Source organism: Paenibacillus xylanilyticus (genome assembly GCF_013359935.1).
GTDB lineage: Bacteria > Bacillota > Bacilli > Paenibacillales > Paenibacillaceae > Paenibacillus > Paenibacillus xylanilyticus.
Map to the genome: position 1 here is coordinate 98,538 of NZ_JABMCB010000159.1, position 17,227 is coordinate 115,764.

10 protein-coding genes and 1 pseudogene are annotated in these 17,227 nt (G+C 41.4%); 9 read left to right on the plus strand and 2 right to left on the minus strand.

The window, feature by feature from the left end; translation table 11 throughout:
* Positions 1-17 precede the first annotated feature (17 nt).
* Together HP552_RS06380 and galU are read left to right on the plus strand one after the other, a co-directional pair.
* Positions 18-3,797: a DEAD/DEAH box helicase gene (locus tag HP552_RS06380; protein ID WP_175394733.1), complete on the plus strand. Its 3,780-nt coding sequence runs from the start codon at positions 18-20 to the stop codon at positions 3,795-3,797.
* A gap of 77 nt (positions 3,798-3,874) precedes the next feature.
* On the plus strand, positions 3,875-4,753 hold the full coding sequence (galU, locus tag HP552_RS06385) for a UTP--glucose-1-phosphate uridylyltransferase GalU (RefSeq protein WP_175394753.1): 879 nt from the start codon (positions 3,875-3,877) through the stop codon (positions 4,751-4,753).
* A gap of 104 nt (positions 4,754-4,857) precedes the next feature.
* Here the strand turns inward: galU and HP552_RS06390 are convergent, their stop codons facing one another.
* Complete coding sequence (locus HP552_RS06390; protein WP_175394734.1) at positions 4,858-7,323, minus strand: O-antigen ligase family protein; 2,466 nt, start codon at positions 7,321-7,323, stop codon at positions 4,858-4,860.
* Positions 7,324-7,457: 134 nt separating this feature from the next.
* On the opposite strand from HP552_RS06390, the gene HP552_RS06395 reads away from it, so the two are divergent.
* The 4 genes from HP552_RS06395 to HP552_RS06410 are packed head-to-tail and all read left to right on the plus strand — an operon-like array spanning position 7,458 to position 13,947.
* Positions 7,458-8,828 carry an ABC transporter permease gene (locus HP552_RS06395; protein ID WP_175394735.1) on the plus strand — a complete coding sequence of 457 codons (1,371 nt, stop codon included), beginning with the start codon at positions 7,458-7,460 and terminating at the stop codon, positions 8,826-8,828.
* 7 nt (positions 8,829-8,835) lie between these two features.
* Positions 8,836-10,059 (plus strand): ABC transporter ATP-binding protein, encoded by a 1,224-nt coding sequence (locus HP552_RS06400; protein ID WP_175394736.1) that lies wholly within the window; start codon positions 8,836-8,838, stop codon positions 10,057-10,059.
* The gene (locus tag HP552_RS06405) at positions 10,056-11,657 is read left to right on the plus strand and encodes a class I SAM-dependent methyltransferase (RefSeq protein ID WP_175394737.1); all 1,602 of its coding nucleotides are present in this window, start codon (positions 10,056-10,058) and stop codon (positions 11,655-11,657) included. Before HP552_RS06400 ends, HP552_RS06405 begins: the two co-directional genes overlap by 4 nt.
* Positions 11,658-11,676: 19 nt before the next feature.
* Positions 11,677-13,947 (plus strand): glycosyltransferase family 2 protein, encoded by a 2,271-nt coding sequence (locus HP552_RS06410; RefSeq protein WP_246310777.1) that lies wholly within the window; start codon positions 11,677-11,679, stop codon positions 13,945-13,947.
* A gap of 16 nt (positions 13,948-13,963) precedes the next feature.
* Here the strand turns inward: HP552_RS06410 and HP552_RS06415 are convergent.
* A pseudogene (locus HP552_RS06415) lies at positions 13,964-14,194 on the minus strand (transposase); the annotation flags it as partial.
* 340 nt (positions 14,195-14,534) lie between these two features.
* Between HP552_RS06415 and HP552_RS06420 the strand changes: the two are divergent.
* The 3 genes from HP552_RS06420 (at position 14,535) to HP552_RS06425 (ending at position 17,217) form a co-directional block, all read left to right on the plus strand.
* Entirely contained in the window at positions 14,535-15,929 is a 1,395-nt protein-coding gene (locus HP552_RS06420; protein ID WP_246310779.1) for a DUF2142 domain-containing protein, read from the plus strand.
* Between the two features lie 262 nt (positions 15,930-16,191).
* Entirely contained in the window at positions 16,192-16,446 is a 255-nt protein-coding gene (locus tag HP552_RS35915) for a DUF7654 domain-containing protein (protein WP_446686453.1), read from the plus strand.
* Positions 16,447-16,518: 72 nt separating this feature from the next.
* A complete protein-coding gene (locus HP552_RS06425) occupies positions 16,519-17,217 on the plus strand; it encodes a glycosyltransferase family 2 protein (RefSeq protein WP_175394738.1) in 699 nt (232 codons plus the stop codon).
* The last annotated feature ends 10 nt before the right edge of the window (positions 17,218-17,227 follow it).

A 17,227-nucleotide genomic window follows, 5' to 3' on the forward strand; every position in this document is an offset into this window, starting at 1 on the left:
ATAAGGAGGCGAAACACGTGGCGCCATTCACCATGATGGATATCAAATTGCTGTGCGGGGTCACGGCATTCAAACGAGGGGAAGCCTATAACCAATCCGGCAGGGTGACCAATCTGGTTGTCAGTGATGATCAGCGTCATTATGAAGCACTGGTGCGTGGTACGGAGCGATATCAGGTGAAGGTGGATTTGGACGAGAAAGGGGAGATTGCAGCGGAATGCAGTTGTCCAGGTGACGGCCGTTATTATGACTATTGCAAACATGTCGCTGCAGTTCTGCTGGCGATTCACGAATGGGGTGAGCAGCAGGAGCTTAACGCTGCGGGTAGATCTCAGACATCATCCAAACCTTCCTCAGGAAATTCTCCTAGCTCTGGTATAGGCTCCAACTCCAGAGTAGGTACGCTGGTGGAAGAGAAAGATTGGGAGCGTCCGAACTCTTCTTCAATCATAGACTCGGCTAGGAATGACAGCCCGGAGAGGCACGAAATATCAAATTCAAAACCGTATACGGAGTCTAACACGAGTACGTCTTCGCACGCTTTTGCACAAAAGGATGTATCCTTGGCTTCCGAGTTTAATCCCCGTGCTGATGCGGATCAGCAACCGATTCCCCATTTTGCTCAGGCAGGTCGTCCAAGTTCTGCCCCTGGCTGGGGACGCTCGGCAGACAAACCTTCATATCGTACAGCTGACCAGATTCTGTCCATGTTTGCCAAGGAACGCAGCCCTCTGCATGCGAGTGAACGCAAATATACAGCGCCCGTAACCCGCTCCTCGCTGCGGGAAGAGCTGCAGGTTCAGTTTATATGCAAGCTTGTACAGGTTCATAAAGGGGGAGCCAAGCTCGCGCTGGAACTCAAGGTCGGAAGCAAGCGGCTGTACGTGGTGCAAAAGGTGAAGCAATTCCTGAACTGCGTCGAGAAGGGCGAGCCGATGTCGTTTACCAAATTATTTTTCTATGACCCTTCGATGCATTATTTCAGCCCTCAGGATCAGGCGATTCTGTCCATGCTGATTCGAATGAGACAGAGTGAGGAAGCGTATCGTGAATCGATCTCCGGTTATTTGGGCGCTTCGGATGGCCGGGATATATTGATTGCTCCGCTAGTGTGGAAACCGCTGCTGGAATTGCTGCTTCATGCCGATAGCCGGATGGAAGGTACGGGACTCGCAAACGGACCGCTCACGTTGGGAGAGGGTGCGCTGCCTCTGTTTTACCGGATTGCTCAGGGGGCGAACGAAGGATACCAGCTCGAGATCTCTGGTTTACGTGAGCTGATTCTTCTACCTGCCTATGATGCTGCCGTGGTGGAAGGGCAACTGCACATGTTGGAGCCGACGCAGATGCGAAGTCTGGAGGATTTGAGCAGAGCGCTCACCTCGTATGGGATCAAGGAAAGCATCGATATTTCGTCTCAGCAAGTCGATGAGTTTGTACAGCATGTGGTACCGGAACTGCGTACGCTTGGACATCTATCGATCGACGCCCAGGTGAGAGAACGAATTGCAGAGCCGGAGCTCGCGCCGAAGCTCTATATTGATTTTTACCGGGAGCGAATCACTGCGCGTCTGGAGTTTGATTATGGTGTGATGGTCATTAACCCGCTGGCTGAGTATTTGATCGATGAGGAAGAGAAAAAGGTTATTTTGGTGCGTGACCGCCATGCCGAGCGGAATCTGATTGACCGACTTGATCGATCCTTCCTGGAACGTGAAGGCAGCGTGTGGGCGAGTGAACGTGAAGACGCGATCTATGATGTGATGTATCATTTGGTGCCTGAATTGGAGCATCAGGTGGACATCTATGTGCCAAATGCGGTGAAGGCCATGATGCAATCCTATCCGACACCTCCCAAAGTTCGGGCAGATCTGGGGAAAGGATTGGACTGGCTGGAGATTTCATTTGAAATCGAAGGCGTGAACGAGCAGGAACTTCAGGAAATCATGCGCAGCATTGTGGAAAAGAAACCTTATTTCCGCTTGCGCAGCGGTGTCTTTCTCTCGCTTGAAAATGAAGGAGCAGACAGCTTTGCCCACATGGCGGATTCGCTGGGACTGGGAGCTGGCGATATCAAAGGCAGCCATATTCGGCTGCCGGCTGTTCGAGCGCTGCAGCTTCCAGGCCGAGATGAGGTTTCCGGACATGTGAAATGGGGCGGTTCCCTCAAGCGCTTCTTGGATGATCTTCGTGATCCCGAGCGGATGGATTTTGCACTGCCGAATGCGCTCGCTCCCGTGCTGCGGGATTATCAGACCAGTGGATATCAGTGGCTGCGTACACTCGCCTTTTATCGTTTTGGCGGTATTCTGGCCGATGATATGGGACTCGGCAAAACATTGCAAAGTATCGCCTATATTACGGCAGAGCTGAAAGAAAAGCCAGTTTTAAACGGAGATGTTGGGGGACCAGATCGTCATGGGAAGAACCGAATATTTGGAGAGGGCGCTTCAGAGGCTGCTCATCCAGGGATTGATCCTGTAACCGGATTGCCATGGAATGAGACGTCTGTGGTGGGGTTAGGTGGAAATTATGATGCATCGGGAACATTACAGGATGGATTAACCATCCGAAGCCAGGCAGCCCATCCTCCCGTGCTTGTGGTTGCGCCCGCATCGTTGACCTATAACTGGGCCAATGAGTTTGCGCGTTTTGCCCCGCATTTACGCGTTCTTATCGCTGCAGGACAAAAAGAAGAACGAGCCACCATGTTGGCAGGCATGGATCAGGCGGATGTAATTGTAACATCCTATCCGCTGCTGCGTCGGGATCTGGACACCTATCTGGGCAGAACGTTTCACACGCTTATTCTGGACGAGGCTCAGGCTATCAAGAATGCCTCCTCACAGACGGCCCAGGCGGTTAAACAGATCCAAGCGCCTCGCCGTTTTGCGCTTACAGGAACGCCTGTTGAGAACTCGCTGGATGAGCTGTGGTCCATCTTCGAAGCGGTATTTCCGGGCTTGTTCCCAAGCTATCGCAGATTCCGCGATCTGCCTCCTGAACGCATTGCCCGGATGGTCCGTCCGTTCATTCTCCGCCGCCTGAAGAAGGACGTGCTGGAAGAGCTGCCGGATCGTATTGAGACGGTGCAGCGTTCCGAGCTAACTGTGGAACAGAAGAAACTGTATGCCGCCTATCTCTCACAGCTTCAGGATGAGACCTCCAAGGATATGGAGGAGAACGGTTTCCAGAAGAATCGGATCAAAATACTCGCCGGCATCACCCGCTTACGCCAGCTGTGCTGTCACCCTGCCCTCTTTGTGGAAGGCTATCAGGGAGACTCCGGCAAGATGGAGCAGCTGCTGGAGACGGTCCAGGATTGTCTCGCTGCAGGCAAACGGATTCTGATCTTCTCCCAATTTGCAAGTATGCTCAACCTGATTCGGCAGACGCTGGCCGCGAAGGGAAGGAATCTGTTTTATCTGGATGGCCAGACACCGTCTCAGAGCCGTGTCGACAGGTGCCGCAGATTCAACGAGGGGGAAGGCGAGCTGTTCCTGATCTCGATGAAAGCTGGTGGTACCGGGCTGAACTTAACGGGTGCAGATACCGTAATATTATATGATCTGTGGTGGAACCCTGCGGTTGAGGAACAAGCGATTGGACGCGCCCATCGGATGGGGCAGAAGCAAGTGGTCCAGGTTATCCGTTTGATTACGGAAGGCACGATCGAAGAGAAGATACTGGAACTGCAGCAGCGGAAGAAGGATCTGATTGCGGAAGTGATCGAACCGGGAGATGGGGGATCAACGACCTTATCTGAGCAGGATATTCGGGAGCTGTTGATGGTATAATGAAGTCCAATCTATTGGAGCTTCTAATCATTAAATATATTAAAATATGATTCTATCTAGCAAAGGAGTGGGTTTAGCTGCGTATCCGCAAAGCAATCATTCCGGCTGCCGGGCTGGGTACCCGGTTTCTGCCTGCAACCAAGGCCATGCCGAAGGAAATGCTGCCCATCGTTGACAAGCCGACTATTCAGTACATTATCGAAGAAGCGGTGGCTTCAGGTATTGAAGATATCATTATCGTTACAGGTAAAGGGAAGCGGGCCATCGAGGATCACTTCGACTATTCATTCGAACTGGAGCAGAATCTGGCAGGTAAACAGAAGTGGGATTTGCTCAATGAAGTCCGCAAACCCTCCGAGATGGCAGATATTCATTATATCCGTCAAAAGGAACCCAAGGGCCTTGGCCACGCTATATGGTGCGCCCGTAAGTTCATTGGTAACGAACCGTTTGCTGTCCTTCTCGGGGATGACATTGTGGAATCGGAAGATCCTTGTCTGGGGCAAATGATCGAAGTCTATGACGAGCTGCAATCCCCGATCGTTGGGGTACAACCGGTCGATTGGAGCGAAGTATCTCGTTACGGAATTGTGGACGGAGAGCTAGTTTCTCAAACGGATGATCGTGTATTTCGTGCAAGTCGTTTAATCGAGAAACCAAAGACGGAAGACGCGCCTTCGAATCTTGCCATCATGGGACGTTATATTCTTACTCCAGATATTTTTGATATTCTTGGTCAGCAGTCTGCCGGTGTCGGAGGAGAGATTCAGTTAACGGATGCCTTATCCCGTCTGAACGACCAGCGGCAGATTCTTGCCTATCATTTTGACGGCCTGCGTCATGACGTCGGGGAGAAGCTAGGCTTTATTGAAACGACGATTCATTATGCCCTTCAGCGCCAGGATCTTAGGGCTGATCTGCTAGACTATTTAAAGAAGATCGTGGCGTCAAACTAGTGAATTTTCTATGGAATAGATCAAAAAAAAGGTTGCCCTTGATAGGGCAAACCTTTTTTGATGTGAAATTAATATTAATAGGACCTTTAGTTGCACTTTATCAATTAGAAGTTCAGTTCAGCAATCTGTTTAATCTCGTCTGCTTCGTTAGGTGCAACAGCAATCAACTTATCATATACCGCTTGATCCTGTTGTCCATCCTTAGTCAGAGCAGCAAGGTACCAACGAGCAATTTCACGGTTGGTAGCATCCGACAGATCCTCTGCAATTCCACCCTTAAGAACAGTAGCAGCTCCGGCGGAATCGTTTGACATATATTTCATTTTACCAGCGTTCAGGATCATTGTCGGGGTGAGCTCGAATGGGTTCCCTTGAAGCTGGCCTTCAGGTAGAGTTTTCAGATGTTCTACTCCATCAACAACATGTTGGTAAGCATCCAAACCCGAAGTGAAGTAGGATTCCTTCTTAGCTGTATCGCCTTGTCCAAGTGCCTGATACCCAAGATCGAACGAACGGCTGATCAGCGTCTCGTACCAATCCATATCCCAGATGTAGTTGGTAGCATACTCTTTTTGAAGAGCGTAAGCTTGGTCACTATCGCCCTTCAGTTCGTATAGATTCATGAGTTGCTTAACCATGCTCTTATTAAATGGCTCTGCTTTGAGACCGCTTTGGAGCAATTGTACAGAAGCTGTATAGAACTGATCGTCCTGGGTTTGCTGATAGCCCTGTTGATAAAGGGAGGAAAGCATTAGCAACGAATCTGTATGTGTGCTGCGAATCGACAGATCTTTATCGAGTGGCGCTTTGATCTCCTGGAAGTCCTGACTAGTTTGAGCTACCTCTTTTGCCTCGTAAGCGTAATGGTTAGCTTGCAGGAAGCGAACAGATATAATGAGCAGGATAATTACAGCTAATCCGGCAATCGCACTGTAGATTCCACGTGCTGTAGAGTCACTAAGCTTCAATTGACGCATCGGCTTAGGGTCCATCGCAGCTGCCATACCGCCGAGACCAAGGAAAACAAGAATTCCAATAAAGACATAACTCATATTGAAATCAAGGATACTCAGTACCAGAATGGACATGGACAGGATGAAGTACACAAAATGAGACTCCCGTTCTTCCTCCCTCCTTCTTAAATAAGCACGTACATATTGATAGAAAACAAAGAGTATAAATGCCATAAAGATAACGAATCCAACGATTCCAACCTCAACGAGGTATTGCATGAAGAAGTTGTGTGCTTGGGCACTGACATAAGGATTGTTCTGATACTTTTCATACAAGGTGGTCCATGCTCCACCACCCGCACCAATGATTGGGTAGTCTGCAAATAGTTTTGTAGCATCTTTATAAAACGTAATCCGCTCGAGCACACTGTGCTGTTGGAAATTGATATTTTCAAGTCGCGTACTAATACTGTCTGGCAAAATGTTCCGCACACTCGTACCTAGTAGAAGCACGGCAACAATGACTGTTAGAATAACAGACCCTAGTGGAATCCATAAACTGGAGCCTTTTCGAGCTGACCAGGATTGAAGTCTGATCTCCAGTCGTGGTGCGATCCAACGCTGGATAACCCAACACACGATAGCTACGATTATGGATGCTGCAATTAGATACATCCAACCTTTAGCTGCGAGAGAGTTGGAGAATTGTTGTTGCAATTCAAGTCCTGCTGTATTTATTGGATTCAACACAATCAATGTCCCAATTGCAGCTATTCCACAATAGATAAACCACAGAATTTGCTTAGCAGGTTTCAATAGTAATAACAGGATGATAAAGACAATTGGGAGCATGACAAGACCCGTACGGGAAAGCGTGAGCAGTAGCGACAAGATAATTGGCACAAGCATGAAGCCATGCAGTAATTGCGTGTACACTTTTTTGGAACGGATCATACTGAAAATGGTAATGAACAGAAATGCCATCAGGAATGCAGCGTATGTATTAGGATACTGAAATACCGATGCAAGTCGTGGGCCGTTTGAATCGTTCCAGATGGCTTGATTATAGACGCCATTCACGACACCAGATGAGAACCACCCGACTAGCTTGCCCGCAAAACTAAATGCACCCAACCAATTTAGCAATCCAAATCCGACAATTACATATGCAATTCCTATTAAGGAAGATTGTATGATATGATTGGTTTTGTTGTTTTTGAGTAGGTACATAGTCATTACAAAGATCATGGCATAAATACATTGGATAAGGATCATGTTAACTGCCAGATATTTTGATGCTGCACTTACGAGTGACAATACGTAGGTGAGTGGCAGTAATATCACCGCGATTTTAAGCCAATCTTGCTGTGTTTCTAGTTTAATGTGCTTGAAAGAGGCAGCTGCCCAAATAACGAATAGGAGGGTTGAAATTACTACTGCCCAATAAATGGGGCCCTCGTATTGGAGCAATTGCCCATTAAATAACGCAACTTGGAAAGAGGACCAGAGTAAAAATAAGATGAGTCCTATGGTCAATGTCCATAGCAGTGGCGTAGTCGAGGTGCTATTTGCTTTCCTCGACGTCTTATTAGATTTCCCGTATACTGGATTCGACAAGGTGTGATTCTCCTTTTCTTGTAGATACGACAATATTTTAGCATAACATAAGGGGATAGGCCAAAGTAGAATAGCTATAGATTAATAAATTTATGAAAAAAAGATAGAGTACTCTAATGTTAAGGAGCTTTTTAATGTCTTTGTTTAAACGAATAGTTTTATTATTTGTTGCAGTTATCGCTTTTGTTGGTTCATTTCATTTGATTGATAATTACCAAAAAGATTCGGCAAGGGTTTCTTTAAGTTTTGAAGTAAATGCGCCCAACGAAGACGACTATCAAGTATTCTTTCTAACAGTTGCAGAGGGTGGTGAATGGAACGAGGCACAGTCCAAACATTTAATTTATGATAAACCTGGTCAATGGAAAAAAATGAGTTATGAACTTCCAAATAACACATTAAAAGTTCGGATTGATCTCGGGACGCAAAAAGCCGACATATCTATTCGTAATGTGCAAGCTAAAGCCATATCTACGCAACCTGTAAAGGCAGAAGATTTAAATATTAAAACCAATGAAGTCAAGATTGCACAAAATCAAAATCAAAGTTTGCACATTGAATCTATAGGGGGCGACCCGTATATTGCATTTAATTTTACTCCTATAGCTTCTACTATTTTTGAGGGATTCAGTACACTTCATATAGTTGGGAATTTATTAGGTAGTGTATTAATAGCCGTGTTGACGGCTTTTATAGTGCGACACTTGAAAAAGAGTTTAGAATTGATTAAGCCCATATATCAAAGTAGAAATTTAGCGCTCAATCTGGCGAAAAATGATTTTAAAACAAAATTTGCATCTTCTTATCTTGGTGTAGTATGGGGATTTATTACTCCATTATTGACAATCGTAACTTACTGGTTTGTTTTTCAAGTGGGTTTAAGAAGTGGTGATGTAGCAGAGGTACCTTTTATACTTTGGTTTATAGCTGGAATTATTCCATGGTTCTTTTTTTCGGAAGCTTTTTCTGGTGCGACTAATGCATTTATCGAGTACAGTTATCTAGTTAAAAAGGTAGTTTTTCGTATTGAGTTGTTACCTTTTGTAAAAATAGGTTCTGCACTTTTTGTTCATTTATTTTTTATTCTGTTTATTTTTATTGTCTATGGTGTTTATGGATATTATCCAACAGTATATACAGTTCAAATACTCTACTATTTAATATGTACGATATTTTTAGTCTTTTCCATGTCATTACTGTCTGCTTCGCTTGTTCTATTCTTTAAGGATTTAAATCAAATTATTGGCATTGTCTTACAAATGGGTTTTTGGTTCACGCCTATTGGATGGCCTGTTACTATGTTGAATGATTTCTGGGCGTTTATTTTTAAACTCAATCCAATGTTTTATATTGTTCAAGGGTTCAGGGATTCATTAATTGACCATGTAATATTCTATGAGAGACCCTATGAAATGCTTTATTTTTGGTTATTCTGTTTTAGTGTATTAACACTAGGAGTTGTCACGTTCAAAAAATTAAAATCACACTTTTCTGATGTGCTCTAGGAGTGAAATGATGGAGCCTATAATTGAAATTCAACAATTAGTTAAAATGTATAAGCTTTATGATAAACCGGCAGATCGACTGAAAGAAGCTTTATCTATAACTAAAAAAAAATATCATCATGATTTCTCTGCCCTGAATGGGGTCACCTTTTCGGTTGAAAAAGGTGATGCACTTGGCATATTGGGGAAAAATGGATCGGGTAAATCGACCTTATTGAAGATGATTACAGGTGTATTATCACCAACCAGCGGGAACATTCAAGTTAATGGGAAGATTGCAGCAATACTTGAGCTTGGCGCCGGTTTTAATCCCGAATATACAGGCAGAGAAAACATTTATCTGAATGGACTTATGATGGGATATTCGAGGGGAGAAATGGAGCCGAGAATAGCAGCGATTATTGAGTTCGCTGATATTGGTACTTTTATCGATCAACCGGTCAAGGTATATTCAAGTGGAATGTTCGCGAGACTTGCTTTTGCCGTTTCCATTAATGTGGATCCAGATATTCTGATTGTAGATGAGGCGCTGGCCGTAGGAGATATCAGGTTTCAAACAAAATGTATCGATAAGATGAAGGAACTAAAATCAAAAGGGACAACTATTCTTTTTGTATCGCATGCAGTGGAGCAAGTAAAGAGGTTTTGTAATAAAGCGGTTTGGATTAAGGATGGGGTAGTTGAAGCTATTGGTGATGCAAGTGAAGTCGTCGATCACTATGAAGATTTTATGAAAAACTATACAGAAGACCATGTTGAAAAGCGAAATGTGACTTTAGATATTCAAGAGAATCAGTCGATAGAGGAGCTTGTTTTGCCAGAGAATCCGGATATTTTGGCTTATATAACAGAGGCTCATATAAATAAGGAGAATTTTAGAACACATGAAAGGCTCGAAGTCGAGATTGACTATGATGTATACGAGCCTGAAATTCCCGATTTGCTCCTGGGTGTTGCTATTTATACTCCAAATCGTGACTATATTTTTGGTCCAAACACATTCCTTGAGAAGGTTTCAATTCCTACAAAGAGAGGAAAGCATCGAGTGAAATACGTTATTCCAAAGCTTCCATTGCTTGGGGGGGCTTATTCCATAGATGTAGGGATTTTTAATAACGAAGGAATCGTTTGTCTCAATTATCGGGAAAATATACTTTCATTTAAGATTGCCAATAAGTATTTTTCTGAAGGTTTGGTCTATATCAATCATGAATGGGACGTGGTTAAATGAATAGTCCTTTATCCGATCAACATTATGACAATGTAGCGTTCGATCAGTATCAGCGATATAAAAATGTAGCGGATGCAATAGAGAGTATGAGAAAAGCAAACGAACAATTTACAATACTTGAAGTAGGCGCTAACGAACACCGTAATTTAGAAAAGTTTCTTCCTCAAGATTCAATTAAGTATTTGGATATCGAACTGCCGGCCGATCTGCAAAAACATTCGGATTACATCCTTGGAGACGCAACTCAAATGGAATTTTCAAATGGTTATTTTGATATAGTTGTAGCTTTGGATGTATTCGAGCATATTCCACGTGATAAACGGGATGACTTTATTAGTGAAATACATCGAGTTAGCAGCGAATTTTATGTAATTACGGCTCCTTTTGCTTCTCCATCAGTGAGTAAAGCAGAACGCAGAACGAATGCTGTATATAAATCTTTGGTTCAAGAAGATTATCGCTGGTTGGCTGAACATTTTGAAAATGGACTTCCTGTACAAAAGGATCTCGAAATGTTTTTGGATAAATTGGGGGTGAATTATCGAGTTCTTTCTCATGGCAGCCTACCAATCTGGGAAAGTATGATGGAGATTCATTTTGTGGCAGCCTGTTTTCCAGAGTTGCAGTACTATCGTATGGAGCTAGATCGCTTTTACAATGCATATATTTTTGCTGAAGATTATGCTGAAGAGTCTTACCGGAAAATTTATATTTGCAGCAAAGATCGTGGAATGTCGGAGCTTATTGAAAAGAGAAGTCGGATTAACATGGCGCCAAGACATCTTGAAGAATTGCAAAGATTTAAGGCAACATTCTTTTCTTTGGCGACGATGCTTGTTAATAAAAAATCTGTTGAGACAGAAGTACAGGATAAAAGTGTACAAGATAAAATTCAAGTATTTACAGATAGCGGTAAAGGGTTCAATGAGGAAGAAAGCTTTAAAATTGATATAGACGAAAATAGGCCTATTAATAAGTTTTTGTGGAACGATAGTAGAGTGGAACCGATTAAGTCTATACGAATTGACCCTTCTGATCGAAAGGGTATATTTAAATTTGATAATATAACAATTCGAAATCAACAAGGAGAGCTGGTTGAAGAGTACTTCGAGGATGGGAATTATATATACTCTTTTGACGGTATATATGGATTTTCAAACGACGATCCTTTTCTCATATTAAACTTTTCGACACCTGTTTCAATTGATTCGATTAGTTTTGACGTTACATCGTTAACAAAAGATGAACGAAAGCTGATTTTGGAAGTTGAGAAGGCGTTTCTTGGAGTTTGCCGACTGCAAGAAAACAACAAGCAAATATCGTTTGAGTCCAATAATAGGATGGATGAAATTCGCAATCTTAACGATCAACTTCATCAATCTGAACTAAACAAGCAAAAAAATGAGCAGTTGCATCAGCAGGAAATTCAACAGATCGAGCAATCGATTATGGAAGTTAAGCAGGCATTAGAGGACCGGAATCGTGAATATGAAACTTTGAAATCAGAATTAAGTAAAGCTCACCAACAACTTCAGGATGTTGAGAACTCCAAATTCTGGAGAATAGCTAAACTGATTAAAAAATTAGTTGGGAAATGATGGTTTAGGGGGACTGGTTTTGAGCATCAGAAGTATGATGAAGAATCGGATTGAACCTGCTTTAGCAGGATTACTCGGAATTAAAACAAGAGCAAGGCTAAAGCCTATTTCACATTTAGAAATGAAAAACGAGAAATGGATCTCGACTGGAAACGATCCATCTTTCTTGGTAACTGGAAGGTATTTTCCAGGTTGGAACAAGATTAAATGGGAATCTGAATCAAAGTCCGTTATCCCTCTTAAGATGTACTGGGATCAGGGGAACGGATTTTCTGAGTCAGAAAGCCTTACTTTTTCTTCTATTCCGAAGGGGTTTGTGAAACGTGAAGTTACGGTTTATATTCCTCCGGGAACTCAAAATTTGAGAATTGATCCGGGTGAAGATGAAGCAGAGTTCATGTTTACGAATGTACAGTTGAAAAAAACGACACGAATTAAAATGGTCCTTGGTTTTGCCTGGAAAATCATTCACCAAAAAGGACTAACAAATCAAGTAACTCTTCAGCTGTTGAAGAAAGGTTTTCAAACTTTGCGGACAAGTGGCCTTAAGGCTACTTGGTCTAAGTTTAAAGCCTATACCGGCCATCATGCCATTGGATCTACAGGGAGCTATGAAAGCTGGATTGCAAATCAAGCGCTGACATCTATTGATATCAAAAGAATTAAAGATGAAATCGAGCGAATGGCATACAAGCCTCTTATATCAATTATTGTTCCTGTCTATAATGTTGAAGAAAAGTGGCTCCGTCTATGTATTGATTCGGTTTTAAACCAACTTTATCCTAACTGGGAACTTTGCATCGCCGATGATGCTTCCGACAAACCGCATATCAAAAAGGTATTGAACGAATACGCGCAAAAAGACAGTCGAATCAAGGTGGTTTTTCGTGATAAAAATGGGCATATATCAGAGTCATCAAATTCAGCACTAGATGTAGCGACAGGGGAATACATAGGTCTGCTAGATCATGATGATGAACTTACTATCAATGCCTTGTATGAAAATGCTAAGCTTCTTAATCAACACCCCGAAGCTGACATAGTCTATAGTGACGAAGATAAAATCAGTGAAGAAGGTGTCCGCCACTCTCCGTATTTCAAGCCGGATTGGTCTCCAGATCTTTTGCTATCCCAAATGTACACCTGTCATTTCAGTATATACCGCAAAAGTCTGATAGACCAAGTAGGTGGCTTTAGAAAAGGGTATGAAGGAAGTCAGGATTACGATCTTGTATTGAGGGTTAGCGAACTGACTGAAAAGATTTATCATATTCCCAAAATCTTGTACCACTGGAGAACAATTGCTGAGTCCACAGCATTTCAGGGTTCTTCCAAAAGCTATACTCATATCTCTGGTATGAAAGCCTTAGAAGATGCATTGAGTAGAAGAAAGGTTAACGGGTGGGTAGAAGGAGTTGAAGGAATCCCTAACCTTTACCGAGTGAACTATAAATTAGAAAAAGAACCGTTTGTATCAATTGTAATTCCTAATAAAAATCTAGCTGATGTATTAGATAAATGCCTGGATTCTATTTTTAACAAGACTACCTATTCTAACTATGAAGTGCTGGTAGTGGACAACGGTAGCGATACTTTAGATACCTTTGAAGTCTACAAAAAATGGGTTGAGGCACAACCAAATCGTTTTCGATACTGTGAATATGACATTCCCTTTAATTATTCTAAAATTAATAATTTTGGTGTGAAACAAACACGTGGAGAACTAATCCTTCTGCTGAATAATGATGTCGAAGTGATTACTCCTAACTGGCTGACTGAAATGGCAAGTCAGGCATTGAGACCGGAAATTGGAGCAGTAGGTGCATGTCTTTACTATCCTGATAATACGATACAACATGCTGGCGTTGTGCTCGGTATTGGTGGAGTAGCAGGCCACAGCCATAAACATTTTAGGGCATCTGAGAACGGATATTTTAGCCGGTTGAAGATGATTAGCAATTATACGGCCGTCACTGCGGCTTGCTTGATGATTAAAAAGGAGATTTACCAGGAAGTAGGTGGACTTGAGGAAAATCTCCAAGTTGCGTTTAATGACGTGGATTTTTGCTTGAAGGTTTATAAGGAAGGCTATCGTAATATTTGGCTACCACAAGTGCAATTGTATCATTATGAATCCAAAAGTAGAGGATATGAGGATACCCCTGAAAAGCAAAGGCGATTCAAGAGTGAAATGGACTTTATGAGAGAGAAATGGGCATATATTCTCGACAATGACCCTTATTACAATCCAAATTTGAGCAGAGTGAAAGAGGACTTTTCTATTATATAGTGTGAACTGAAAAAAATTATACCTGAAGTAGAAGCCGATCAATAATGACTTGAGGATAACGGTTGATGTGATTTATAAATTTCGTTACATGAGAGCGGATGACGTAGAACATCTGGAAAAATACATTGTTCACGACATCCTGCTTGAGCCACTTCCACAGACCTTCTACAGGATTAAGTTCCGGGCTGTATTTGGGCAAATAAACAAATTGCAACCTTGGATTCTTTCTCAAAAAAGGCTGAACCGCTTTAGATGAATGCGGGCGTAAAAGAAATGTTTGAGGACTTGCAGATTGGGCGCTTAGAGAAAAGGATTACAGAAGCTGCATTTTTAATTGAGAATCGACTCTCTTGGCTGATGTTGATGCTTCAAAAGAGAATTTGGTTAAATACGAATCTCAACTTGCTGGATATACAGAAAAGCTTCAGTTAGTTAATGAGGTAATTGCAACACTAGAAGAATAAAATAAAAGTCGTCCAAATGACAGCTTTTTATTTGAATAAATGTTGAATGTGATACTAACATCTTATCATTGTCCCATTTAGAAAAATCGTGTAACATTTAGGAGGTGCAAAGGAGGACTTTACTTGTTTAAGAAATATCTGTCACTGTGGATCGTCTTATTTGTTATGTTGGTAAAAGGAATCGTTTGGGTATATATTATACCGCCACTGCAAAATCCTGATGAGCATGTTCATTTTGCTTACGTACAGTACATGGGAGAAGAAAATAAAGTACCGATTCAAGCAAGTGATCAGTCTTACTCTCATGAACTGAATTTATTTACTATGGCAGTTAAAATGAACGATATTGCGTTTAATTCAGATGTTAAATTCAGTACTAACCCAAATATCTATGAGTTGCTATATACTCCGGAAAATAGCAATCCAGAAATGCGAACTGCATCAGGAAGTAACCTTGCTGCAGGTTATCCACCTGGATATTATTTTTTCGCTTCTCTAGTATATAAGTTAGGTTATGGAGCATCAATTTTATTCCGGTTATATGCTGTGAGAATACTATCAGTCATTCTTGGTTTGGTAGCCGTTACATTAGCTTATTTTATAGGAAAAAGAATTGAACCTAAGTCTAATTTCCTGGCTATTATACTGGCGATCATGACGGGGATGCAGCCTATGTTCTCTATGGTTGGAGCAGCTGTTAATAACGACATAATGATGGACGTTGCAACTATTGCTCTTCTATACTGGTTGTTGCACATAGTTACTGTGCAAAGTAAAAAAACGAGTTTAATCATAGGAGGAATACTAGCGGGCTTTGGTTTAATCATAAAAGCTCATATGGTATATGTTTGCGGTATAATATTATTGATTGCCCTCATAGTTTTTATCATAAAATATGGATGGACATATGCACTGAAATCAGCTTCATTCGTTGCTGTTCCGATGTTCTTTGTGTACTTACCATGGATGATCTTTAGTTATATCCAGTATGGATCATTTACTGGTGGGGTTGCTTTTCAGCCTGAAGGAGATCCAACACACGGATTAGCATGGTATTTCCAAAATGCTATGTTTAATGAAGCTGGCAGAGAGAGATTTTTTGATGTTTGGGTAAAAATGTATTGGGCAAAATTCGGTTGGCTAGATACAGAGTTTTATCCGAAATTGATCTATACAATCATTGCACTAGCAATGGTTATTGGAATTATTGGTTCGATTTACGGGATTATTCGTAAAAAAGAAAATTACAAATATGTTTTATTCAGCTTGATATTTGTGATCGGGAACTTAGCGTTCCTTTATATAGTGGAAATTGTTTATTTCGCTGAATATCATAATTTCATGCTACAAGGAAGATACATTTTAACCTCACTAGTCCCATTTAATTTAATACTTTTATTTGGTTTTAGATACATTTTCCCTGAAAGATTTAAAAATTACGTTTACTATTCAGCTGGATTGTTAATGGTTGTATTAAATTTAATGTCAATTGGTCTGATATACAGTAGATACTATTAATATTTTAAGTCCTACTTAGGGGGATTTATTTATCCAACTTTTTTTATATTTATGAATTTCATAATACTAATAGGGATGAAAAAAAAAACTTTTGTGGTTTGTATGGCTGCTCTGATTTTTATATCAGGTGTTGGGGTTAATCCAATATCCTCTGGTACGGGTGATATCTTTGACAGACCTATTGCTAGAAAGATAACAGAGATCATCCGGAAGGATGAGCAAGCTAAATGGATCGCATTAGATAGTCTTGTAAATGGTCAGTATGTCATTAGGTGCAAAAACTTTTAATAGCGTTCATTTTTCACCTGACCTAAACCAATGGAGGGAAATGGATGTAATTGGCGAGTATACGGATGTATATAATCGATACGCACATGTAAAAGTGAGTTTTACAAATGAGCCTATTTCTTTCCAATTAATGAGTCCCGATTCTTTCAACATAGAACTCAATACAAATGATTTGGAAAAAAATTGGTGTGCCATATATACTGTCCTCCAAGCAACTAATCGATTATAAAAACTTTAATGAGATATACTTTGATCCGTCGAGCGGTATATATATTTATTCGATAGTAGGAGGCCATAAACTTTGAAGGTAATTTTGATCATACCTGCGTATAATGAAGAGAAAAATATAGCAAGGTTACTTCAGGTTTTATGTTTGGATTATAAAAACGTTGACGTTCTAGTTATTAACGATTGCTCTACTGATAATACGTCAAAAGTTTGTGACCAGTTCAATGTGAAGGTTATTAACCTTCCATGCAATCTTGGAATTGGTGGGGCTGTGCAAACAGGCTATAAATTTGCGCAGATGCACAATTATGATATCGCTATTCAGGTTGATGGTGACGGACAACATAATCCAGAGTATATAAAAGATCTGGTAGATCCCTTAGTGAAAAATGAAGCAGATCTTATTATTGGGTCCAGGTACATTTCTAAAATTGGATTTCAATCAACATTCTTAAGAAGAGTAGGCATTAATTATTTTTCTAGACTGCTTCGTATTCTTACGGGACAACTCATAACAGATCCCACTTCGGGATATAGAGCTTGCAATAAGAGGGTAATTGAAATATTTGCGAAAAGGTATCCGGTTGATTACCCGGAACCTGAATCTATTATGTATCTAAAACGGAATAGATTACGCATTAAGGAGATCCCTGTCGTGATGGAAGCTAGGCTTGAAGGTAAATCGTCAATAACATTAATAAAATCTGCGTATTATATGGCAAAGGTATCTCTTGCAATTCTTATAGATAGCCTGCGCAAGCAGATAGTATAGGTATGGGACT